The sequence below is a fragment of the Helicobacter pylori genome (assembly GCF_011175115.1).
Taxonomy (GTDB): Bacteria; Campylobacterota; Campylobacteria; order Campylobacterales; family Helicobacteraceae; genus Helicobacter; species Helicobacter pylori_DF.
Map to the genome: position 1 here is coordinate 420417 of NZ_SHOW01000001.1, position 23846 is coordinate 444262.

Below are 23846 nucleotides of genomic sequence, written 5' to 3' on the forward strand. Positions count from 1 at the left end.
AGGTATTTTGTTAGCTTGAATATAGCCTAAGCGCTACATCTTGCACCCTAAAGGACGGAGTTTTTTGCGCTAGTTTGATGATAAAAAGCTTTGGTTGGATTTTTAAAAGCGTTCTTAAAGGGAGTTAGTTGGGGTTAAAGGGGTATTCATCGCCAAAGTATCCCCCTTAAAAGAATTATAAATAAAAATATTAAGTTTCGGCTATCACTCTTTGATGTTGGGGTTTAATCTCAATTCCCCATATCGCCACCCATATCCCCCATGTCTCCCATATCGCCACCCATATCCCCCATGTCTCCCATATCGCCACCCATGTCGTCGTTCATGTCCCCCATATCGCCCATGTCATCGTTGCCATTACCCATGTCGTCGTTCATGTCGTTCGCGTTGTTCATGTCATCGCCCATGTCGTTGCTCATGTCGTCATTAGCGTTGCCCGTATCATCGTTGCCATTGTTCATGTTGCTCATATCATCAGTGTTACCGGTATCGGTGTTACCAGTGTCCGTATTGCCGGTATCCGTGTTATTCATATCGCCGGTATTGTTGCCGCTAGCATCTTTATCATCAGTGGGGGTGTCGTTTGCGTTGCCGGTGTCAGTGGTGTTAGTGTCCATGTGATCATCGTTGTGATCATCGTTAGTGGTGCTGTTAGGGTTTATGAACGCGTTACCCCCTTGATCTTTGCTGTCATTCGCATGGGTGTTGTCCATGTTGTTAATAGGCGTTTGTTGCACAGGTTGTTGTATAGGGTTATTGATCGCATCATTCAAATCGTCTCTATCATCGCCATCAATTTTCAAACTCCCGTCTAAATAATTCCCCACCACATCGCTGCTATGGCTTAATTGTTGCACGCTGTCTAGGGCTTTATCCACTTGAGCTTGTTGCTCGCTTGAAAGCCCTTTTTGATCTTTTAAGTCATTGTCCAATTGGTTGAGATTGTTGTCTAATTTGTCCCTCACTTCCATAGCTTTATCAACAACCGAATCAATCTTACTAGGACTCGCCCCGTCTTGCTTCATTTCTTTGATTTGCCCCACTAAATGGTTAAGCTCTTTGGCTTGAGAAGTTATCGCATCCACGCTTTTAGTGGGCATGGCTTTAGTGTGGAAAAGCGAATTGTCTTTGAGCATGCGGCTGTTGTCTAAATTGACTAAAGCGCTATTCAAGCGGTTGGTTTGAATGCCTTTGCTGAATTTGGGATCACGATAAAAGCTCATGAGATTAGCCTGCTGTAAGGATTTATCGTCCTTATCATCTCTGTCATCATCAGTAGGCGTATCAAGTTGGTTGATGGAAGCGTCATGGTCTAAAATCTCTTCTTGATCGATCGCATACATGTAATTTTCTAACATCAAGTAATCTTGAACTTGCATCATGAAAAACATGTTAGGGTAGAATCCATACATGCCATCATAAAAGTCATAAAAATCATACATGCCCATTCCATACATGCCATACATGCCATAATAAGGGCTATAGTAAGAGTTGTAATAGTTGTTGCTCCTATAATAAGGGCTTTGAGCCTTTTCATTCTCTTGTTGTTTTTTAAGATACGCCCCTACCACGCTCAAATCAGCGAGCATTTTTTGAGCCGTTTTTTGATCTTTTAAAGAAATGCCTAATGGGATATAAATACCGGTGCGGTAACTATAAAAAGAATCCCTAGCGATGATTTTAAGGCAATATTTCAAATTCTTTTGCAATTTTAGGGCTTGCCTTAAATGAGCATGCGCTCTTAAATTCCCCAAAATGCCAGAGTTAAAACGCATTTTTTCCACTAGCGTGCTGAATTTTTTCGCATCGCCATTAGCCGCATTGATATAGTTTAAAGCCGTAGCTCCCCACTCTGTGGTGCTGCTTTTATAACCCCCAAAATTCACTATTTTTGGCGTTAATTCCCCTTTTAATTGCGAATCTTTTAAGTCAAACAACGCCCTATTCACGCTAATAGCGTTTAAACTGAGTGTCATCATAAAAAGTATTTTTATAGCTTTCATTTATAACCTTAAAAAATATCTGTTGAAAGCATTATAGACTATTTTTAGAAATCAAAATGACTTTTGAAAACAAGCCAAAGTAAAAAATAAAACCTAAAAAACAAAAGGTTCTGTTTTAAGCGCTTCTTTAGTTTTAAAAAACTTTCTTAAACAAAAACCTAACCCCCAACACAACAAAACAAACACCGCAAAAAAAAGAAAAAAGAAATCAACAGAGAGAAAACCCTCTATTGGAAAGAAGAGAAAGGCTTAGAAGTTGATCATGTAGTTAAAATAGATAGAGAAGTTCCTTTTATAGAACACATCCACCGATCCATCTACGCCCCTTTCCTTATAGAATTGGTTGGTAAATAAAGGCAATTTAAGGCCCACTTCAATCCCGCTGTGTTTAGAGAAATTGCTCCTGAAACCAAATTCAACAGGCATTTGGAAATAGCTCGTGTTCATGCTCGCTGAACAGCCTGCGGTGTTGTTGCAAATTCGCATTTGAGATTTCAAGTAGCTCTCTCCTTGGACGATAAACGAATCCCCTCCTAACCCAAAGCCTAAGAACAACCCTGCTGTGTTATAGCCCTCTTTACTTTCATAGAAGTTATAGAGCGCATCAAAGCCCACGCCATAAGTGAAGTCATTCACTTGAGACGCGCCTTCCATGATTCCAAGCTGGCTCCCCACAAAGCTTAAATTCGCATGGTTATAGCTGTAGTATCCATAAGACCTAAAGCCAAAGCGTTTGGTTTTGCCAAAGAACCACTTATACCCTGCCATCGCATCTACCCCATACATTTGCCCGTAATTATTGGTGTTGATCACGCTTGGCACTTCTTGGGCTGGAGCTACTTGATTGCTGCTAAATATTGAAGTGTCTATTGGGGTGTTATTGTTAGCGCCTGGGGTGCGGGTGGTGTTTTGGTTTTCTAAATTAGAATATTGAAACCCCCCTCCTAAAAACGCGCCGCTTTTTTCTGCCATGGACACACTAAAGGCTAATGCCATACCTAAAAAAACCTTTTTCATTTAAAACTCCTTAATGTGAGAAATCCTAAGAATTTCTTTTTTTATTGCATTCATGCTATGGTGCAAAAATATAGGGAGCTATCAAAATTTGAGAGTTGTCCTTGAATACATTCGCTTCTACAGAATACAATTCGCTCTTACAAACATTGATCTTTGGAGTTATATCACAAAAAAGTGAATTTTTTGTTAAGAATGGGTTAAATAAATCGTTTTATTTTTTAAAAATGTATTTATATATATAAAGAATTTAAAATTATATTTAACTAGATTTTATGGAAGCTCTTGCGCTGTTTTTGTGGGGCGAAAATTTGGAGCATGTTAGGGTTTTTGGTAGTAGCGGGTGGCTATCTTTAAAAAAGGCTTGGGTGTTTTATCGCTTTTATCGTATCGTGTAAAAATCTCATTCAAACTGGCTTTGAGTATGAGCGATTAAGGGGTTGATCACTTCATCTAAATTCCCTGAAAGCATGATCTCTTCTAAACTATACAGAGTTAAATTGATTCTATGCTCGCTCAAGCGGTTTTGCGGGTAATTATAGGTGCGGATCCTTTCGCTCCTGTCCCCACTACCCACTTGCTCTTTTCGGTCTTTGGCGTTAGCGAGTTGTTGCTCTTCAATTTGTTTTTCATAAAGGCGCGCTTTTAAGATTTTTAGGGCTTTGTCCTTGTTTTTATGCTGGGATTTTTCATCTTGCATGCTCACGCTGATATTGGTGGGAAGGTGCGTGATGCGCACCGCAGAGTCTGTGGTGTTGACGCATTGCCCCCCATGCCCGCCAGCGCGAAACACTTCAATCTTTAAATCGCTAGGGTTGATAGAAACTTCCACATCATCCACTTCAGGCATGATCGCTACTGTGATAGCGGAAGTGTGGATTCGCCCTTGAGATTCTGTCTCGGGGACTCTTTGGACTCGATGCGTGCCTGCTTCAAATTTGAGCCTTGAATACACGCCCTTGCCCTTAATCAAAGCGATGATTTCTTTATAGCCCCCTACACTGTTTTCGCTAGAGCTCACTACCTCTACTTTCCATTTTTTCAAATCCGCATAACGGCAATACGCTTTAAACAAATCCCCTACAAAAATGCCCGCTTCATCGCCCCCTGTGCCGGCCCTTAACTCTAAATAGATGTTTTTATCGTCGTTAGGGTCTTTGGGGATAAGGAGTTGCTTAATGGCAGTTTCTAGATCGCTTTTTTGGATTTCTAAAATTTTTAACTCTTCTTTAGCCAGTTCGCTCAATTCCTTGTCTTCTAAAAGCTCCTTATTTTCTTTGATACCCTCTAAAACGCTCAAATACTCCTTACTCGCTATGGAAATTTCTTCAATGGAACTTTGCTCTTTGCTCAATTCGGTGAGTTTTTTAATATCGCTAATCACTTCAGCGCTAGAAAGCAACGCCGTGAGTTCGTCGTATCGTTTGAGAATGGAAGAAAGCTTTTCAGCTAGAATAGACATGCAAGACTACCTATAAAAAGATGTGAATAAAAAATACAACAATCTAAAAAACGCAAAACTTAAAAAGAAGCCCAATAATAAAAACCCACTACTGAGCTTGAAGAAGTCAAAAACGCCCCAAAACTAAGCGAGAGCGATTTTTTTCACTGAAGCGTTAAGCCTTGAGACTTTCCTAGAAGCGGTGTTTTTCTTTAAAATCCCCTTGCTGACAAATTTATGCAACTCTTTATTAGCGATTTTCAAACGCTCTTGAGCTTTTGCTACATCATTGATAGCGACCGCTTCACGCACGGCTTTAATGATATTTTTAATTTTAGTTTTATAGAACCTGTTGCGTTCGGTTCTTTTAATGGTCTGTCTGATTCGCTTTTCTGCGGACTTATGATTTGCCATAGCCTTGTTTTAATCCCTTTGTAATGTAAAATTTGGCATAATTCTATCTAAAAATTGATTAAAAATAGTTTAAAAGGTATTTTATAACGATGAAAATTTTTGGGACTGATGGCGTGAGGGGTAAAGCAGGGGTGAAACTCACCCCCATGTTTGTGATGCGTTTGGGCGTTGCTGCCGGATTGTATTTTAAAAAACATTCTCAAACGAATAAAATTCTAATCGGTAAAGACACCAGAAAAAGCGGCTATATGGTAGAAAACGCTTTAGTGAGCGCTTTAACTTCCATAGGCTATAATGTGATTCAAATAGGGCCTATGCCTACCCCTGCGATTGCGTTTTTAACCGAAGACATGCGCTGTGATGCGGGCATTATGATAAGCGCGAGCCACAACCCTTTTGAAGACAATGGCATTAAGTTTTTCAATTCTTATGGTTATAAGCTTAAAGAAGAAGAAGAAAAAGCGATTGAAGAAATCTTTCATGATGAGGAATTACTGCATTCTAGCTATAAAGTGGGCGAAAGCGTCGGTAGCGCTAAAAGGATAGATGATGTCATAGGGCGCTATATCGTGCATTTAAAACACTCTTTCCCCAAACATTTGAATTTACAGAGTTTAAGGATCGTGCTAGATACGGCTAATGGTGCGGCTTATAAGGTGGCTCCAGTCGTTTTTAGCGAGCTTGGGGCTGATGTGTTAGTGATTAATGATGAGCCTAACGGGTGTAACATTAATGAGCAATGCGGGGCTTTACACCCCAACCAATTGAGCCAGGAAGTGAAAAAATACCGCGCGGATCTGGGCTTTGCTTTTGATGGCGATGCCGATAGGCTAGTGGTGGTGGACAATTTAGGGAATATCGTGCATGGGGATAAACTTTTAGGGGTGTTAGGGGTTTATCAAAAATCTAAAAACGCCCTTTCTTCTCAAGCAATTGTCGCTACGAGCATGAGCAATTTAGCCCTTAAAGAATACTTAAAATCCCAAGATTTGGAATTGAAGCATTGCGCGATTGGGGATAAGTTTGTGAGCGAATGCATGCAATTGAATAAAGCCAATTTTGGAGGCGAACAAAGCGGGCATATCATTTTTAGCGATTACGCTAAAACAGGCGATGGTTTGGTGTGCGCTTTGCAAGTGAGCGCGTTAGTGTTAGAAAGCAAACAGGTAAGCTCTGTTGCGTTAAACCCCTTTGAATTATACCCTCAAAACCTAGTGAATTTGAATGTCCAAAAAAAGCCTCCTTTAGAAAGCCTGAAAGGTTATAACGCTCTTTTAAAAGAATTAGACAAGCTAGAAATCCGCCATTTGATCCGCTATAGTGGCACTGAAAACAAATTACGAATCCTTTTAGAAGCCAAAGATGAAAAACTTTTAGAATCCAAAATGCAAGAATTAAAAGAGTTTTTTGAAGGGCATTTGTGCTAAAAACCACCCAAAAAAGCCTATTGATTTTTATAGGGGTTTTTTTTCTTATTTTTGGCGTGGATCAAGCGATTAAATACGCTATTTTAGAGGGGTTTCGCTATGAAAGTTTGGTTATAGATATTGTTTTAGTGTTCAATAAAGGCGTGGCGTTTTCCTTGCTCAGTTTTTTAGAGGGGGGTTTGAAATACTTGCAAATCCTTTTGATTTTAGGGCTTTTTATCTTTTTGATACGCCAAATTGAGCTTTTTAAAACCCATGCGATAGAGTTTGGCATGGTGTTTGGCGCTGGGGTTTCTAATGTTTTAGACCGGTTTGTGCATGGGGGCGTGGTGGATTATATGTATTATCATTATGGCTTTGATTTTGCTATTTTTAATTTCGCTGATGTGATGATAGATGTGGGCGTAGGCGTTTTATTGTTAAGACAATTCTTTTTTAAGCAAAAACAAAACAAAATTAAGGCATAATTGCCCTTTTTAAAATAAAAGGTCGCGTAGCTCAGTTGGTAGAGCACTACCTTGACATGGTAGTGGCCGCTGGTTCAAGTCCAGTCGTGGCCACCATTATCACTCCAATTTTAATTCTCATTTTTTTGCGAGTTTTTGATCTTTATAAATTCTAAAGGGGTATTAAACGCGCTTCCAATAACGCTTTTATAGCGCTTCAAAACTATAACACTAATTCATTTTAAATAATAATTAGTTAATGAACGCTTCTGTTAATCTTAGTAAATCAAAACATTGCTACAATTACATCCAACCTTGATTTCGTTATGTCTTCAAGGAAAAACACTTTAAGAATAGGAGAATGAGATGAAACTCACCCCAAAAGAGTTAGATAAGTTGATGCTCCACTACGCTGGAGAATTGGCTAAAAAACGCAAAGAAAAAGGCATTAAGCTTAACTATGTAGAAGCAGTAGCTTTGATTAGTGCCCATATTATGGAAGAAGCGAGAGCTGGTAAAAAGACTGCGGCTGAATTGATGCAAGAAGGGCGCACTCTTTTAAAACCGGATGATGTGATGGATGGCGTGGCAAGCATGATCCATGAAGTGGGTATTGAAGCGATGTTTCCTGATGGGACCAAACTCGTAACCGTGCATACCCCTATTGAGGCCAATGGTAAATTAGTTCCTGGTGAGTTGTTCTTAAAAAATGAAGACATCACTATCAACGAAGGCAAAAAAGCCGTTAGCGTGAAAGTTAAAAATGTTGGCGACAGACCGGTTCAAATCGGCTCACACTTCCATTTCTTTGAAGTGAATAGATGCTTAGACTTTGACAGAGAAAAAACTTTCGGTAAACGCTTAGACATTGCGAGCGGGACAGCAGTAAGGTTTGAACCTGGCGAAGAAAAATCCGTAGAATTGATTGACATTGGCGGTAACAGAAGAATCTTTGGATTTAACGCGTTGGTTGATAGGCAAGCAGACAACGAAAGCAAAAAAATTGCTTTACACAGAGCTAAAGAGCGTGGTTTTCATGGCGCTAAAAGCGATGACAACTATGTAAAAACAATTAAGGAGTAAGAAATGAAAAAGATTAGCAGAAAAGAATATGTTTCTATGTATGGCCCTACTACAGGCGATAAAGTGAGATTGGGCGATACAGATTTGATCGCTGAAGTAGAACATGACTACACCATTTATGGCGAAGAGCTTAAATTCGGCGGTGGTAAAACCCTAAGAGAAGGCATGAGCCAATCCAACAACCCCAGCAAAGAAGAACTGGATCTAATCATCACTAACGCTTTAATCGTGGATTACACCGGTATTTATAAAGCGGATATTGGTATTAAAGATGGCAAAATCGCTGGCATTGGTAAAGGCGGTAACAAAGACATGCAAGATGGCGTTAAAAACAATCTTAGCGTGGGTCCTGCTACTGAAGCCTTAGCTGGTGAAGGTTTGATCGTAACGGCTGGTGGTATTGACACACACATCCACTTCATCTCCCCCCAACAAATCCCTACAGCTTTTGCAAGCGGTGTAACAACTATGATTGGTGGCGGAACTGGCCCTGCTGATGGCACTAACGCAACCACTATCACTCCAGGCAGAAGAAATTTAAAATGGATGCTCAGAGCGGCTGAAGAATATTCCATGAACTTAGGTTTCTTAGCTAAAGGTAACGCTTCTAACGATGCGAGCTTAGCCGATCAAATTGAAGCCGGTGCGATTGGTTTTAAAATCCACGAAGACTGGGGAACAACTCCTTCTGCAATCAATCATGCGTTAGATGTTGCGGACAAATACGATGTGCAAGTCGCTATCCACACAGACACTTTGAATGAAGCCGGTTGTGTAGAAGACACTATGGCAGCCATTGCCGGGCGCACTATGCACACTTTCCACACTGAAGGCGCTGGCGGTGGACACGCTCCTGATATTATTAAAGTGGCCGGTGAACACAACATTCTGCCCGCTTCCACTAACCCCACTATCCCTTTCACTGTGAATACAGAAGCAGAGCACATGGACATGCTTATGGTGTGCCACCACTTGGATAAAAGCATTAAAGAAGATGTTCAGTTCGCTGACTCAAGGATCCGCCCTCAAACCATTGCGGCTGAAGACACTTTGCATGACATGGGGATTTTCTCAATCACTAGTTCCGACTCTCAAGCTATGGGTCGTGTGGGTGAAGTTATCACCAGAACTTGGCAAACAGCTGACAAAAACAAAAAAGAATTTGGCCGCTTGAAAGAAGAAAAAGGCGATAACGACAACTTCAGAATCAAACGCTACTTGTCTAAATACACCATTAACCCAGCGATCGCTCATGGGATTAGCGAGTATGTAGGTTCTGTAGAAGTGGGCAAAGTGGCTGACTTGGTATTGTGGAGTCCAGCATTCTTTGGCGTGAAACCCAACATGATCATTAAAGGCGGATTCATTGCGTTAAGCCAAATGGGCGATGCAAACGCTTCTATCCCTACCCCACAACCGGTTTATTACAGAGAAATGTTCGCTCATCATGGTAAAGCTAAATACGATGCAAACATCACTTTTGTGTCTCAAGCGGCTTATGATAAAGGCATTAAAGAAGAATTAGGACTTGAAAGACAAGTGTTGCCGGTAAAAAATTGCAGAAATATCACCAAAAAAGACATGCAATTCAACGACACTACCGCTCACATTGAAGTCAATCCTGAAACTTACCATGTGTTCGTGGATGGCAAAGAAGTCACTTCTAAACCAGCTAATAAAGTGAGCTTGGCTCAACTCTTTAGCATTTTCTAGGATTTTTCTAGGATTTTAAGGAGCGTTCCTCCTTAAATCTTAGTTTTTAAGCTCTCTGACTTTTATTATTTATTAAAAGTTAGGGGCTTATTTTTTTGTTTTATTTTTTGTCAATTTACTATTTTTCTTTATGATTAGCTCAAGCAACAAAAGTTATTCGTAAGGTGCGTTTGTTGTAAAAATTTTTGTTTGGAAGGAAAAGGCAATGCTAGGACTTGTATTGTTATATGTTGGGATTGTTTTAATCAGCAATGGGATTTGCGGGTTAACCAAAGTCGATCCTAAAAGCACTGCGGTGATGAACTTTTTTGTGGGCGGGCTTTCCATTATTTGTAATGTGGTTGTCATCACTTATTCTGCACTCAACCCTACAGCCCCTGTAGAAGGTGCTGAAGATATCGCTCAAGTATCGCACCATTTGACTAATTTCTATGGGCCAGCGACTGGGTTATTGTTTGGTTTCACCTACTTGTATGCGGCTATCAACCACACTTTTGGTTTGGATTGGAGGCCTTATTCTTGGTATAGCTTATTCGTAGCGATCAACACGATTCCTGCTGCGATTTTATCCCACTATAGCGATATGCTTGATGACCACAAAGTGTTAGGCATCACTGAAGGCGATTGGTGGGCGATCATTTGGTTGGCTTGGGGTGTTTTGTGGCTTACCGCTTTCATTGAAAACATCTTGAAAATCCCTTTAGGGAAATTCACTCCATGGCTTGCTATCATTGAGGGTATTTTAACCGCTTGGATCCCTGCTTGGTTACTCTTTATCCAACACTGGGTGTGAGATGATCATAGAGCGTTTAGTTGGCAATCTAAGGGATTTAAACCCCTTGGATTTCAGCGTGGATTATGTGGATTTGGAATGGTTTGAAACGAGGAAAAAAATCGCTCGTTTTAAAACCAGAAAAGGCAAAGACATAGCCATACGCCTTAAAGACGCTCCCAAGTTGGGTCTCTCTCAAGGGGATATTTTATTTAAAGAAGAGAAGGAAATTATCGCCGTTAATATCTTGGATTCTGAAGTCATTCACATTCAAGCTAAGAGCGTGGCAGAAGTAGCGAAAATATGCTACGAAATAGGAAACCGCCATGCGGCTTTATACTATGGCGAGTCTCAATTTGAATTTAAAACACCATTTGAAAAGCCTACACTAGCGTTACTAGAAAAGCTAGGGGTTCAAAATCGTGTTTTAAGTTCAAAACTGGATTCCAAAGAACGCTTAACCGTGAGCATGCCCCATAGTGAGCCTAATTTTAAGGTCTCGCTAGCGAGCGATTTTAAAGTGGTCATGAAATAGAAAAATAACAAATGGATAAAGGAAAGAGCGTGAAAAGCACTGAAAAAAGCGTGGGTACGCCCCCAAAAACTCCAAAGACAGACAACAATGCTCATGTGGATAACGAATTTCTGATTCTGCAAGTCAATGATGCGGTGTTCCCTATTGGATCTTACACGCATTCTTTTGGGCTAGAAACTTACATCCAGCAAAAAAAGGTTAGCAATAAAGAAAGCGCTTTAGAGTATTTAAAAGCCAATCTCTCTAGCCAGTTCCTTTACACGGAAATGCTGAGCTTGAAACTAACCTATGAAAGCGCTCTCCAACAAGATTTAAAAAAAATTTTAGGGGTTGAAGAAATCATTACGCTATCCACAAGCCCCATGGAATTACGATTAGCCAATCAAAAGCTAGGCAATCGTTTCATTAAAACCTTACAAGCCATGAACGAATTAGACATGGGCGCATTTTTTAACGCTTACGCTCAAACAACCAAAGATCCCACCCATGCCACTAGCTATGGCGTTTTTGCGGCGAGTTTGAATATTGAATTGAAAAAGGCTTTAAGGCATTATCTTTATGCGCAAACTTCCAACATGGTGATCAACTGCGTTAAAAGCGTCCCACTATCTCAAAACGATGGGCAAAAAATCTTATTGAGCTTGCAAAGCCCTTTTAACCAGCTCATAGAAAAAACCCTAGAACTAGACGAAAGCCACCTGTGCGCGGCAAGCGTTCAAAACGACATTAAGGCGATGCAACATGAGAGTTTATACTCGCGCCTTTATATGTCTTGAATTTTAATCTCAAATTGAAAGGAATTTTATGGTAAAAATTGGAGTTTGTGGTCCTGTAGGAAGCGGTAAAACCGCCTTGATTGAAGCTTTAACGCGCCACATGTCAAAGGATTACGACATGGCGGTTATCACTAATGATATTTACACTAAAGAAGACGCAGAGTTTATGTGTAAAAATTCGGTGATGCCACGAGAGAGGATTATTGGCGTAGAAACAGGAGGCTGTCCTCACACCGCCATTAGAGAAGACGCTTCCATGAATTTAGAAGCGGTAGAGGAAATGCATGGCCGTTTCCCTAATTTGGAACTGCTTTTGATTGAAAGCGGAGGCGACAACCTTTCAGCGACTTTCAACCCAGAGCTAGCGGATTTTACGATTTTTGTGATTGATGTGGCTGAGGGCGATAAAATCCCCAGGAAAGGCGGCCCAGGAATCACGCGCTCAGACTTGCTTGTCATCAATAAAATTGACTTAGCCCCCTATGTGGGAGCGGACTTGAAAGTCATGGAAAGGGATTCTAAAAAAATGCGCGGCGAAAAGCCCTTTATTTTTACGAATATCCGCGCTAAAGAAGGTCTAGACGATGTGATCGCTTGGATCAAGCGCAACGCTTTATTGGAAGATTGATGAACACTTACGCTCAAGAATCCAAGCTCAGGTTAAAAACCAAAATAGGGGCTGACGGGCGGTGCGTGATTGAAGACAATTTCTTCACGCCCCCCTTTAAGCTCATGGCGCCCTTTTACCCTAAAGACGATTTAGCTGAAATCATGCTTTTAGCGGTAAGCCCTGGCTTAATGAAAGGCGATGCGCAAGACATGCAATTACACATCGGTCAAAATTGCAAGCTAAGGATCACCTCGCAATCCTTTGAAAAAATCCATAACACTGAAGATGGGTTTGCCAGCAGAGACATGCATATCGTTGTGGGGGAAAACGCTTTTTTAGACTTCGCGCCTTTCCCGTTAATCCCCTTTGAAAACGCGCATTTTAAGGGCAATACCACGATTTCTTTACGCTCTGGCTCTCAATTGCTCTATAGTGAAATCATTGTCGCCGGGCGAGTGGCACGCAATGAGTTGTTCCAATTCAACCGCTTGCACACCAAAATCGCTATTTTACAAGATGAGAAACCTATCTATTATGATAATACGATTTTAGATCCCAAAACCACCGACATGAATAACATGTGCATGTTTGATGGCTACACGCATTATTTGAATTTGGTGCTTGTCAATTGCCCCATAGAGCTGTCTGGTGTGCGAGGATTGATTGAAGAGAGCGAAGGAGTGGATGGAGCCGTGAGCGAGATTGCTAGTTCTCATCTATGCCTAAAAGCTTTAGCGAAAGGCTCAGAACCCTTGTTGCATTTAAGAGAAAAAATCGCTCGCCTAATCACGCAAACGATTACGCAAAAGGTTTGAAAGCGCTTTAAAAAGATTAAATCCCTTTAGTCTTTTTAACCCCCCCACTTTTTTTAACTCTCTTTTTTTAATCTTGTAAGCTGAAGGGCCTAAACTCAGTGCGGCTGTCTTTAGAAAGCTCTACAAATAGCGCGTTGAGTTCGCTTGGTGAAGATAAACCGCTTTGGAGGGCGCTCAAGTTTTCCCCATTGCACCTAAAGACTAGGCATTGCTTGAAGTGGTTGCTTAACAATTCTCTTAACTTGTCAAGATGGTAATTAGTTTTAATTTGTTTGAAGTCGTGCACAAAGATGATGCAATACTGCTCGTTGTCGGTGGCTTTTTCTAAAAACGATCTTAATTTTTCCACCCCTATTTTGTCGTGCAACTCTTTGGCTTCGTTGAGATTGTCTATCACAAGTGCACTATTAGGATTCATAGCGGTGTCTAAAACGCTCCCTAGAGGGCCTTGCATGGGCGTGATGTGGTGTTTTTTCAATTCATCAAGTTCTCTCACAAGGCGTTTTTCGGCGTTGTAGAAGAGCAACTCTTTGTTGGCAGTCTTGAAATTTTGAGCGAAAAGCTTCATTAAAGCGATGCGAGCGTTTAAATCTTGGCTCACCACCAACAAATGCGATTCGTTACTTTCAAACTCCACTATCAAGTCCTTTTGCTCATAATCCACTGTTTTGCCCAGATGCAAGCGCATTTCATTAGCCTTAAAGGTGTTGGGTATTTTTAAAGGTGTTTCGCCATTATAGATTTTACGATCTATGGGGGTGAGATTTCTTTGGTTAAATTCTTCATGGATTTTTTTGATAAACGCTGTGAAATCATCAGGGGCTTTAGGGATACTCATCTTGGTGTGGTATTTTTGATGCCCTCCGTTGTTGTTAAAAATGCCTTCTGGTTTTTGAATCTCACAAGCCGCATCATCGCCCAAAACACTACTGCTGTCTTCTGCATCCATAGGCAAAGCGATGCGGTTGGCGATTTGAGCCTTAAAGCTTGGATTAATGTCAGTGCCGCGCATGGTTTGAGTGGCTAAAGCTAAATGCACCCCATAGCTGCGGCCCTTTTTAAGCAGGGTGTTTAAATGCCCCTCCACCGCTTTAGTGGATTTATTATCGCTAAAAAGCACCTGAAATTCATCAATCACTACAATCAATCTGGGCATTTTTTCATGCTTTCGGTAATCGCTTAAATCTTTCACCTTAAACTGCTTGAACAGCTCGGCTCTTTTTTGTATTTCATCACAAAGCCAGCTTAAAAAACTAACACCAAAACCCACCGAACTCGCCACGCTCACCAACCTCGCATGCTCTAAAACCGGATCTGTGTATGCGTTAAATTCCACCCCCTCTTTATAATCTAACAAAAAGAGTTGGACTTCATCGGGTGCGTAGTAGAAAGCTAAATTTTGGATCAACACATGCAAGAAATTGGATTTCCCGCTCCCACTGTGGTCGCAAATGAGCGTGTGGTTTTGCACTTCACCGATTTCAAAACACACTTCCTTATGGTTAATATCCCACCCCACCGGCACGCTTATTTCATACTGAGAGCTTTTAGTCCAAAATTTTTCGTCTTTTTGTAAGGCTTTCAACTCGCTTTTGACTACTTTCTTTTTCTCGTAATACGCTTTGATTTTATCAGCGAAGTCTTTCATGTGCTGGGATTTAATACCTTGATCGTTGATGACTTCTATACTAAGATATTTTAAGCACTCAAAACTTGTCCTGTCTTTAAAAAACTCCGCATAGCGTTTCAAATCTTCTGCGGATTGATTGTTTTTTTCGCTCTCCAAATTGACAAAGCTCAAAACCCCATTTTTAGAGCCAAAACGCATGATTTTTTCCAAATAATAAAGCGCGTTTTGACTTAAAGCATCTACCCCACTTAAAAAAAGCGCTTTTAAAGGCAAGGGGTCTTTCTCGTTTTCATTATAATGCGCAAAATCTCTAAAGCCGGCCAATTTTTCTTGCAAATTAACCTTTAAATATTCATACAAATGCTTTAGGGCTTCTTCTATTTCCTTGCTTTCGGTCAAAATCCTTTGCTGGTAAATAAAATCATTGTCTTTATTTAAAAGCCTTCTGGCCAGATTGAAAATACCCCCCAAGCTCAACGCATCAATCAAAATCACTTCCAGTTGCACTAAAGGCACGCTGGAGAGTAAGCGCATGAGCATTTCTCTCAAAAACTGCCCGTCTTTTTCATGCTCTATATACAAGCTTTTAGGGGGGAAAGGATAAACTTTAGGCAATAAAAATTCCATATTAGCACCATTTTTGCCCCTAACTTGCAATAAACCACAGCTCAAAAATTTAGGGTAAGTGGTCGTTTCATTGAATTGCGGCGCGTCTGTGAATTGCGCTTGAACTTGCCTGATACTCTTTTGATAGTCCTCTATTCGTGAGACGATCGGCTTGAGAAAACTCTCTGGCTCTTTTTTAGCAACAACCTTATCTAAGGCATCGTCTAGTTCTTTTAATAAATTACCCGCATCAATCATCTTTATCCTTAAGATATTCATCATAGCGCCTCTTAGCTTCTCTTTCATGCTCTTTGGCTTCACGCACAAGCTTATCAATTTCGCTTGATGAATGGAAATTCATATGAATTTGCTTCTCCAAACGCTTGGCTTCTTCAAGTTGCTCGTCGATTTTTCTTCTTTGGTATTGAGTGTCTTGCTCTAAATTTTCTAAATCATGCGCGATTTTTAGCATCTCCTCTAGCGCCTCATCTTTAAGTCTCTGCCCTAAATCATCTTGCATGGCCTCTTCTACGAAATAGTCGCAAATCCTTCTTAACTCATTGGTGCAACCCTCCAAAAAAACTTTATGAGAAAACATTTTAACCCCTTGATTCCAGTTTTTTTAAAAACATATTAAGATTTAATAGCGCTTTTTTGAGCCATCATCAGTGTCTAAAAACAGCACCACATCAGTAGTCGTATTCCAAAGATAATACCCCCCATACCCGTCATTAGCAAAGACGATTTCTTCAGGCTCTAACCATTCTTTCAAGCTCTGCATGAAATCAACAAACAAGCTCTCTAAATTGAAATTCAAAACATGTTTGAACATGTAGGATTCATTGCCCACCATGAAATAACGCCATTGGCTAAAACCATAGTTTGATCGTTTGATGAAGTCCTTAAACGCATCGCTCAAGCCTATTTTCAACCGCTCTTCTAACCTGTTCAACGCATTTTCATTGAGCGGCTCTACAAATTCCCAATTCAATTCTGTGTTTGTAGGAATGTTGTCCATAGTTTGTATCCTTTCGTGTGTTTCACGCTTAATAATAATTCTTCTCTCACCAACGCTAAATTCTCTAAAACATTCGCATCAAAATGCCACAAATAGCCCCTAGGGATGAATCCTTTTGCGATCTGTTCCAAATCTGTCGCATCAAAGCCCAAATCGTTGTCTTTAAGCGCGGCTTGTAAAGCCTTTAGGGCATGGTGAGCGCATGCGGTTTTATTCCAATCTTCTAAAGGCGCAATGGCGCTAAAAACGCTATCAAATTCCGCTAAACGCAACTCATTGAATTTGACCTCATCAGGGTAGGGGTTTTGCTCATCTACAATAAAGCCCTCTTTACGGATTTCTAAAAACTCTCTATACTCCAACGCTTTTTGCGTATAATTTTCATTCCGTTCTAAAACGGGATCGATTTTTTGACTCAAATTTTCTGTAGCACGCTCCAACTCTGTTTCTAAATTATCAAAAGCTTCATTGATAGCGTTTGAATCGTTAGGGGCTTCTTTGATTTTTTCTGTAAAATCTTGTAAAACTTTCTTACAATTTTTAACGCAATTCTTTTTGGCTAGAGTCAAGCTTTCGTTATAAGAAGGCACGCTTAAAACGCTTGGCATCAAATCCTCTAAACTCTTTTCAAATTCTCGCTCTTTAGAGCTTGCCATGCGATCTAAATCATCGCCAGATAAAGCGTTAGTTTTATCTCTAAAACTTGGCGTTAAATCCTCTAAACTCTTTTCAAATTCTCGCTCTTTAAAAGCTATCATGCGATCTAATTCATCGCTAGATAAGGCGTTATGATGGATCTTGTCTTTCAAATCAGCGCATAGATCAGCGTATAAAGAAGCGAAATTTTCCCTTAAATCTTTCAAGCGCTCATCATCTATAGCCCTCTCTAACTCTGTTTTTAAACGATTAAAGGCTTCATTGATAGCGTTTGAATCGTTATGGGATTCTTTGATTTTTTTTGTAAAACCTTGTAAAGCTTCCTTAATGTTTTTAACGCAATTCTTTTTGGCTAACGAAAAGCTTTCAAAATCAACGCTCATCAAATCCAATCCATGCTCTTTAGAAGTTGTGGCGCGATCCTTATTAGAAAAAGCGTTGATCTTGTCTTTCAAATCAGCGCATAGATCAGCGTATAAAGAAGCGCTAAAATCTTCTCTCAAATCCTTCAAGCACTCATCAAAAACGCTTTTTTTAGGGCTATAAGAGAAAGTAGGCCGTTCAAAATCGTATTCCATTAAAACGCCTGGGGTTGGAAAGTTGTATTCGTTATCTATCGCATCGCTCGCTTGTTTCAAACGCCTGATAAATTCCTGGTGCTTATCGGTATAAAAATGCAACCTCTTTTTAACGCTCTCCCAAGCTTGATTCACAAGATCCACGCTCGCTTTGGCTTGAGTGGAGTAGATTTCAAGCATTCGTTCTAATAACCTTACATTGTGTTCCCATTTTTCTATATTGTCTTCCATAAGGTTTAAGCCCTTTTCACAAAGTTCAGCGCATAATTTAACAGGAGGGATAACCGACCCTACCGCATTACCAAAATCTCTCCCAAGCTCTCCAAGAAATCCCCAAAAACCACTTCGCTCCTTTATGGCTTTTTTTAATTCTCCTATGGCTTTTTCCAATTGCATTTCAATTTTTCTGTGCTCTACTATGATTTTTAGCGCGTAACTATCAAGGTCTTTGATAAAATCACCACACCTTTTTTCCTGCAGGGATTCTTTAAAATCCCTGCATCTTCTAACAACCTCTTTGACTTCTTCTGTATCCGTTTTCCATTCAGCCATAAATTATCCTTAATAATCCTCTTCTAAAACCCTAATCCTCTCTTTAAGCCATGCGATTTGCTCTTGCGCGGCTTCATCAAACTCGTTGAAAGTGCTTTTCAAATTATCCAGCACCTCGCTAAATTTATCCCTCCTAGCGTCTTGCCATGAATCCAAATTATGGAAATGACTGCTCAAGCCATTCACCTCATCATTCAGTAACTCTTTAAAGCGTTCTAAATGCCCTACAAATTCCCTAACCTCTTCGGTATCCATTTGCACTCTGCTCATCGGTTGTCCTTTCTTTTAAAAATTTTCTTCATTGGAATCAGGCTTTTTATCGCCGCTGATTCTAATGCTCCCACCCCCATAGCTAGGGAGTGTTTGCGCTTCTTTTGCTTGGCCTCTTTCTCTTTTATATTTTTCTTGCTGGCTTTGGTGGTATGTTTTCATGCTGTCTATCACGATTGTTTTATGGGTGCTCCCCAAATCGGCGTTGGTGAGCAATTTTTGAGCGCCATTACCCAAGCTGTTAGAATGCCTGTCTTCTATCTTAAGAGACAAATTCAAGCCCTTAAAATTCTCCAAAGCCTCCACTAACGCTACCACAAGCTTTCTGTCCCAAATGGAATTTTTCAAATCCTTACACAAGGAAAAAACATCGCTTGAAAACGGGTAGTCATACAAAAACAAAAGGTCTGAATTTTCTAAAAAATCCACGTTGCAACGCTCTTTAAAACTTCTCAAAAAGCCCTCTTTTAAAGGCGCAAAGCCTTCAGTGATAGGGATTAGCCCCTTGTCTTGGGTGTGTTTAAACACCATAATACTTTTTTCAATCACGACAAATGCGTAAGCGTTCTTAGTCATCATAATTTTTCTACCTCGCTTTCATAGATCAGTTGGCCGTCTTTAAACAGCCCCACTTTAATGCTTTGGGAATCCACGCAACACACCTTCACGTCCACTTCTTCAACCTCTTCTAGCGCTATGGAAATCATTTGCGTGTCTTGAATGTTTAGAGTGTTGGTGTTGGCGAGAGGTTTATCGCTGTAGCGTATCTCTAGCTCATCAAAGCCTCCCCATTCCTCTTTAGTTTGGAAAATCTGGTATTCATTAGGCTTTAAAGAATCCCTATGGATTTTAGCGTGGAATTTCCCCTCTATCTCAATGCCTAAATCGTATTTAAACACAGGGTTGGAATCTATAGAGGGCCTTTCAATCCCGCCTGCTTTGGGTCTGCTTTCTAAAAGCCCAAAAGCCACCCCGGTTTTGCAAGTGGGCTTTAAATAAGGTGGGATCTTAGAAACCTCCTGTAAGCTCTAAAATCTGTTTGTCTGATTTTTCTGTGCCTAGCGGCTCATAAAGAATGAATGCGAAATCATCTTTAGAAGTCTTTTGCTTGTAAGCTTTGAGCTGCTTTTCTTTGGCGTTTTCAAACGCTTGTTTGACTAACGCCGAACGGCTCGCATTCCCGCCTAAGAAAATATGAAACGCCCGACACTCATCATCAATGTTTTCAGCCATCACTTTAGAAAATCCGGCAAAGAAGTTGGCAACGCCTTCATTGATCTTGTCTTTTAAGAGGCTTAAAAGCTCTTTGCAATCAACTTTAAGATCGCATTCTGTTTCTACCCCATTCCTATCCAACAGCATGGTTTTAAAATCCTTTTCAAAACCTTCTATCTCAAACTCTTCATTTTCTTCTATCGCTTCTATAATATCAGCGTCTAGATTTTCTAAAAAAGGGCGTAATTTAGAAGCGATCGTTTGCAAGTTCAAGCGCGCTTCCCTGGAGTTTTGCATAAACGATCCAAAGCGTTGCGTATCAATCCTGTCATAGCTGGGTTTGGCGATGACAACGTCTTTTGCTTTCAGCTCTTGGAAATTTTTGGCATACGTTTCCCAAGCCAACAATTCCAATAAATTTTCACCGCCTAAATATTTATCCCCTCCACTGCTAAAATGCGTCATTTTGTAGGCGAATTTGAGGCTAGCGCTTTTTTCCCATTTGCCAAAGTCAAAATCCGTCGTCCCGCCCCCAAAATCAAACACCCCGTAATAAACCGGCTTGTCTAACTTCTCTGATTTAAAAAACCCGTAGCTTTTTAAAGCGCTAATGGCATACGCACAAGGCTCGCTCGCTCTCAATTCCACTTTGAAAGTTTTAGCCGTTTTTTCATCGTCAAAAACATGCCTAGGTAAGGATTTTTTCAAGCCTTTTTCAAAACTCTCTCTGATTTTTTCAGCCTGATGCTTTTCATACTTGATCGGATAGGATAAAAAGTATTTCAAAAACACGCCATTGTGCATGTTGTTGATGCAGCGGGCCGATGTAGTAAGCATAGATTTCTATGGGGTTAAAACCCGTGCAGTCAGTAAAGCTCTCTAAAGGAAAATCCTTTTCTAAATCCCTAAAATTCTGTTTTTCATCCGATCCAGCCCATTGCTTCAATTTAGAAAAAAACCGATACAAATCATTCCCTTTAACGCCTACAGTGTTCTTTTGGACTTCATGCGCCACTTCTATATCGTTGTGTGCTGTGAAAGGGCGGTGATCTAGCACCTTATAAGCGTTACGAAAGTTTTCTTTATGTCTAAACTCCATGATCGTAGGGTTTTCAAACTTTGTTGGGCTTGCGTCATCTACTAGCCCGCCAATAGAGAGCAAGCGGTATGTTCCCGTTTCATCCATATAGCTTGCGGTCGTGCTTTTAGTCCCAAAGTCAATAGCGACAACGCCCTTTTTTAAATCCTTCAAACTTGAACGCGCATAGAAGTTCATTTCTTTGCTACTAGGGTCTAAATTATCAAACCTAAAGGTTACCCTTTCTTTAGGCGCGCTAGGCGCCTCTAAATCCCAATGCCCTCCATTTAAATCAAGCAATTGGCTTTGGCTATAGCTCTTAAGGCCTGCCGCTATGTTATCCACATTGAGCATCAACTCTTTAAATTTTTCAAAATCCACATCCACATCGCTAGTAGAAACGATCTCTAAGGTTTTTTCTATTTTTTAATTAGTGATCTTTTTAGCTTGCGCTAAATCCTCTAGGAATTTTTGATTTTCATCAGAAAGATACCTTAAAGAAGTCTCATTATTGACGATCGCATGAAGCACCCGCAGCGCTTGTTTAAACTTGATTTTGTCTTCTTCTAGCACTTCTTTTTTGAAATTCAGCTCAATTTTTTCATTGAATTTGACTCCATCTTTTAAAGACCGATCGCACAATTTCTCTACTAAGGGGTGGCCAAGAGGCAGTTCTAAACTTTTTTCTTTTACCATGATATTTCCTTTATTGTGGTTTTTGTGGTTTGGAGAGTTGCTCTTTCAAGCCATCAACCCTCTCTTTGAGGGCGATGTTCTCTTCTTCTAATTTTCGGTTTTGGCGTTTGAGATCCTGGTTTGTGCTCGCTAAACGCCTGTTGTGTAAGTCTAGGTTGCTTTTGGCTTCCATACCCTCTAAGCTCTTTAAGCGCGCTATTTCTCGCTCCAGCTCGGTTTTCTCTGTGGCTATTTTTTCTTCAGCTTGCGCTAATTGGGCGTTAGAGTTTTCTAAAGCTTGCCGTAATTGGTTGTTAGTGTTTTCCAAGCTTTTTTGAGCGCTTTCTAATTGTTTGAGTTTTTCGGTTAGGCGTTGGTTTTCTTTTTCTAAATTGGTGCATCGTTTTTCTAAAAACCCATGCTCATCTTGCAATCGCACTCGCTCTTGTTTGAGGCTACCCTGCTCTTTATTGAGCGCGATAACTTGGTGGTTGAGCTTGTCGTTTTCGGTGGTTAGCGTTTTATTTTTTTCAGTCAGCTCGGCGGTTTTATGAGCTAGTTCTGCTTTTTCTTTAGTGAGCTTTTCTCTAGCTTGCCATAATTGATCGTTAGCGTTTTCTAACCCGCTGATTTTTACAGATAAGCTTTCGTTTTCTGCGAATAACTTGTCGTTTTCGGTTGTCAGTGTGGCGTTTTCTTTGGTTAGCTTGTCTTTTGTTGTGAATAACTTGTCGTTTTTTTGCCGTAATTGATTGTTAGCGTCTTTTAACTCGCTAGTTTCTACAAATAAGTCGTTTTTTTCTCTTAACAACTCGGCGTTTTCATCTTCTAACTCACCGATACGAGCTTCTAATTCTTCTCTGATTGGAGAGAAGCCAAACCATTTTTCAATGAGCGTTCCCATTTATGATCCCATATCCACGATAGTGTGATACACTTTATCATTGTGTTTATAGCCTATTAAGACCACTCTTTGTATCTTTCCAGAAGCGTTTTGCTCTGGGTATAGCACTTTGCATGAATAGTCATAAGCGCTTGGCTCTTTCAAGCGTTCAAATTTATTGTCCTTAACATATTCAAAAAGCAAATCAAACAATTCAGCTAATTTCTCGCCCTTATCACTCCTCTTATCGCTTAATTCTTGGCTCGCTTTGTTATAAAGGCTTTCTACATAGTATTTGCTATCGCTAAGAACATGTGCGATCAAATCCATTGCGCTATGAGTTTCTTCTAAAAATCTAAAATTCAAGCGATCTTTGACTTCTAAAAAGACTTCATAGAGTTTTTCTAATTTTTGGTATGGAGCGTGTCTTCGCTCTAACTCGTTTAGTTTTTGGCTCGTTTGTTCGGCTTGTCCTTTTGCTGTTGATAGCGCTGCAGTTAGGTTTTCTTTGTCTCTAGTTAGATTATCTTTTTCTGTTGATAACCCAGTAATCTTGTTATTTAATTCTGTTTTTTCTGTGGTTAGCCTCTGATTTTTTTCAGTCAGCTCTGTTTTTTCATTTTTTAGCTTGGTGTTTTCGTTAGTCAGATCGGTTTTTACATTTTCTAAAACTTGCTTAGAGTCTTGTAAATCTTTCACTTGCCTTTGTAATTCGGCGTTTTTGTTAGTCAGATCTGTTTTTTCTTTAGTTAGGTTTTCTTTGTCTGCTGTCAGCTTTTGATTTTTTTTCAACTAGCTCGGTGGTTTCAGTCGGCTTGGTGTATTTCTCTTGGAAATTGGTAGATTTTTGAGCGTCTTTTGGGTTTTCTTGGGTGTCGTTAGGGGATTTTCCAAACAAACTGCCTATAAAATGAGAGAGTTTTCTAAGGGGTTCAAAGTCTTCTAATTTAAGATCTTCTAATTTTTGAATGCGATCTTTGAGATCTGCAATAGATTTTAAAAGCTCTTCATTATTGGGGGGTGGAAGCGGTGGGATTTGAAATATTTGGTTTTTCTATTTTCTCATTATTCGTATTTTCTACAATATGAGTGCCACTCATAAGAATATCTCCTTTTATATTATATCAGTGTTAAAAAGATTGTTATTGTAATTTGAGAAAACTTAAAATGAGCTTTATTTCCCCCCTTTTTCGCCCCCTCTAATAAACCCCTAGAATGTAGAATCCCAGTGGTTTAAACTAGAAGAATAAGGGTCAAAAAAGCCCTTAGGCGTGTACTGCACTTCTTTCTTGGTAGAAGCGTCTTTTGAAGAATGGTCTTTAGGAAGACAAGCGAAACGCTGAGCATCAAAGCTAGAGCAACCGCTCAATAACAATGCGCCGAGTGTGCCAATCATAATGCCATTTTTAATTGTTTTCATTTTATATCCTTTGTTTTGTAAAATTTCTTATAAATCCGTTTAATTTAAAATCGTTTCATTGGTTTGAAGCTTTTAAATTACACGGCGAGAATGATAAAATTTATTTTTAAACGAAAAGTAAATGAACTTTTTAAACGATAAAAAATTCCTCTAATTTTTGTCTTAAGCGGTAAATAATTACCACTTTTAAAAAAATCAATTTTAATAATTAAATT

At 39.9% G+C, this 23846-nt stretch carries 23 protein-coding genes, 1 tRNA gene and 2 pseudogenes; 11 read left to right on the forward strand and 15 right to left on the reverse strand.

What is annotated here, in order from left to right; translation table 11 throughout:
• Window positions 1-230: 230 nt before the first annotated feature.
• Both EXS92_RS01980 and EXS92_RS01985 read right to left on the reverse strand, forming a co-directional pair.
• Window positions 231-2003: a dentin sialophosphopreproprotein gene (locus tag EXS92_RS01980; RefSeq protein WP_165515389.1), complete on the reverse strand. Its 1773-nt coding sequence runs from the start codon at window positions 2001-2003 to the stop codon at window positions 231-233.
• A gap of 249 nt (window positions 2004-2252) precedes the next feature.
• A complete protein-coding gene (locus EXS92_RS01985) occupies window positions 2253-3020 on the reverse strand; it encodes an outer membrane protein (protein WP_120980166.1) in 768 nt (255 codons plus the stop codon).
• A 272-nt stretch (window positions 3021-3292) separates the two neighbouring features.
• Here EXS92_RS01985 and EXS92_RS08070 point away from each other — a divergent pair, with 272 nt between their 5' ends.
• A complete protein-coding gene (locus tag EXS92_RS08070) occupies window positions 3293-3415 on the forward strand; it encodes a hypothetical protein (RefSeq protein ID WP_269558139.1) in 123 nt (40 codons plus the stop codon).
• Between the two features lie 5 nt (window positions 3416-3420).
• Here EXS92_RS08070 and prfA read toward each other — a convergent pair whose 3' ends face one another.
• Entirely contained in the window at window positions 3421-4479 is a 1059-nt protein-coding gene (gene prfA / locus EXS92_RS01990) for a peptide chain release factor 1 (RefSeq protein ID WP_101007699.1), read from the reverse strand.
• Between the two features lie 123 nt (window positions 4480-4602).
• Window positions 4603-4872 carry a 30S ribosomal protein S20 gene (gene rpsT / locus EXS92_RS01995; protein WP_001273611.1) on the reverse strand — a complete coding sequence of 90 codons (270 nt, stop codon included), beginning with the start codon at window positions 4870-4872 and terminating at the stop codon, window positions 4603-4605.
• Window positions 4873-4961: 89 nt separating this feature from the next.
• On the opposite strand from rpsT, the gene glmM reads away from it, so the two are divergent.
• The 10 genes from glmM to EXS92_RS02045 all read left to right on the forward strand — a co-directional run bounded on the left by glmM (window position 4962) and on the right by EXS92_RS02045 (window position 13049).
• Entirely contained in the window at window positions 4962-6299 is a 1338-nt protein-coding gene (gene glmM / locus EXS92_RS02000) for a phosphoglucosamine mutase (protein ID WP_165515390.1), read from the forward strand.
• Window positions 6293-6766, forward strand: coding sequence for a signal peptidase II (lspA, locus tag EXS92_RS02005; protein ID WP_165515391.1), 474 nt, complete (start codon window positions 6293-6295; stop codon window positions 6764-6766). The genes glmM and lspA overlap by 7 nt, the downstream gene beginning before the upstream one ends.
• Before the next feature lie 20 nt (window positions 6767-6786).
• Window positions 6787-6862: transfer RNA gene (locus tag EXS92_RS02010), tRNA-Val, on the forward strand.
• A 249-nt stretch (window positions 6863-7111) separates the two neighbouring features.
• The gene (gene ureA, locus EXS92_RS02015; protein WP_000779223.1) at window positions 7112-7828 is read left to right on the forward strand and encodes an urease subunit alpha; all 717 of its coding nucleotides are present in this window, start codon (window positions 7112-7114) and stop codon (window positions 7826-7828) included.
• Between the two features lie 3 nt (window positions 7829-7831).
• Window positions 7832-9541 (forward strand): urease subunit beta, encoded by a 1710-nt coding sequence (gene ureB, locus EXS92_RS02020; protein WP_000724295.1) that lies wholly within the window; start codon window positions 7832-7834, stop codon window positions 9539-9541.
• A gap of 205 nt (window positions 9542-9746) precedes the next feature.
• Window positions 9747-10334 (forward strand): acid-activated urea channel protein UreI, encoded by a 588-nt coding sequence (gene ureI, locus EXS92_RS02025; RefSeq protein ID WP_000901256.1) that lies wholly within the window; start codon window positions 9747-9749, stop codon window positions 10332-10334.
• 1 nt (window position 10335) lies between these two features.
• Window positions 10336-10848: an urease accessory protein UreE gene (gene ureE, locus EXS92_RS02030; protein WP_000583098.1), complete on the forward strand. Its 513-nt coding sequence runs from the start codon at window positions 10336-10338 to the stop codon at window positions 10846-10848.
• Between the two features lie 11 nt (window positions 10849-10859).
• Window positions 10860-11624: an urease accessory protein UreF gene (locus EXS92_RS02035; protein ID WP_165515392.1), complete on the forward strand. Its 765-nt coding sequence runs from the start codon at window positions 10860-10862 to the stop codon at window positions 11622-11624.
• Window positions 11625-11652: 28 nt separating this feature from the next.
• A complete protein-coding gene (gene ureG / locus EXS92_RS02040; RefSeq protein WP_000238762.1) occupies window positions 11653-12252 on the forward strand; it encodes an urease accessory protein UreG in 600 nt (199 codons plus the stop codon).
• A complete protein-coding gene (locus tag EXS92_RS02045; protein ID WP_165515393.1) occupies window positions 12252-13049 on the forward strand; it encodes an urease accessory protein UreD in 798 nt (265 codons plus the stop codon). The genes ureG and EXS92_RS02045 overlap by 1 nt, the downstream gene beginning before the upstream one ends.
• A gap of 67 nt (window positions 13050-13116) precedes the next feature.
• Here EXS92_RS02045 and EXS92_RS02050 read toward each other — a convergent pair whose 3' ends face one another.
• The 11 genes and pseudogenes from EXS92_RS02050 to EXS92_RS02100 form a co-directional block, all read right to left on the reverse strand.
• The gene (locus EXS92_RS02050; RefSeq protein WP_165515541.1) at window positions 13117-15543 is read right to left on the reverse strand and encodes an FtsK/SpoIIIE domain-containing protein; all 2427 of its coding nucleotides are present in this window, start codon (window positions 15541-15543) and stop codon (window positions 13117-13119) included.
• Complete coding sequence (locus EXS92_RS02055) at window positions 15536-15883, reverse strand: hypothetical protein (protein WP_165515394.1); 348 nt, start codon at window positions 15881-15883, stop codon at window positions 15536-15538. The genes EXS92_RS02050 and EXS92_RS02055 overlap by 8 nt, the downstream gene beginning before the upstream one ends.
• A 1-nt stretch (window position 15884) precedes the next feature.
• Window positions 15885-16303: pseudogene (locus tag EXS92_RS02060) on the reverse strand (SMI1/KNR4 family protein).
• On the reverse strand, window positions 16273-18090 hold the full coding sequence (locus EXS92_RS02065) for an HNH endonuclease (protein ID WP_165515395.1): 1818 nt from the start codon (window positions 18088-18090) through the stop codon (window positions 16273-16275). The pseudogene EXS92_RS02060 and the gene EXS92_RS02065 overlap by 31 nt, the downstream one beginning before the upstream one ends.
• 9 nt (window positions 18091-18099) lie before the next feature.
• Window positions 18100-18360, reverse strand: a complete 261-nt coding sequence (locus EXS92_RS02070; protein WP_079338278.1) for a type VII secretion protein — start codon at window positions 18358-18360, stop codon at window positions 18100-18102.
• A 15-nt stretch (window positions 18361-18375) separates the two neighbouring features.
• Complete coding sequence (locus EXS92_RS02075; protein WP_165515396.1) at window positions 18376-18939, reverse strand: hypothetical protein; 564 nt, start codon at window positions 18937-18939, stop codon at window positions 18376-18378.
• Window positions 18936-21349, reverse strand: a pseudogene (locus EXS92_RS07975) (hypothetical protein). The gene EXS92_RS02075 and the pseudogene EXS92_RS07975 overlap by 4 nt, the downstream one beginning before the upstream one ends.
• 10 nt (window positions 21350-21359) lie before the next feature.
• A complete protein-coding gene (locus EXS92_RS02090) occupies window positions 21360-22232 on the reverse strand; it encodes a coiled-coil domain-containing protein (protein WP_165515397.1) in 873 nt (290 codons plus the stop codon).
• Window positions 22233-23003, reverse strand: a complete 771-nt coding sequence (locus tag EXS92_RS02095) for a hypothetical protein (protein WP_425251183.1) — start codon at window positions 23001-23003, stop codon at window positions 22233-22235.
• Window positions 22957-23109 (reverse strand): hypothetical protein, encoded by a 153-nt coding sequence (locus tag EXS92_RS08165; protein WP_425250276.1) that lies wholly within the window; start codon window positions 23107-23109, stop codon window positions 22957-22959. The genes EXS92_RS02095 and EXS92_RS08165 overlap by 47 nt, the downstream gene beginning before the upstream one ends.
• Before the next feature lie 312 nt (window positions 23110-23421).
• On the reverse strand, window positions 23422-23631 hold the full coding sequence (locus EXS92_RS02100) for a hypothetical protein (RefSeq protein WP_165515398.1): 210 nt from the start codon (window positions 23629-23631) through the stop codon (window positions 23422-23424).
• Between the last annotated feature and the right edge of the window lie 215 nt (window positions 23632-23846).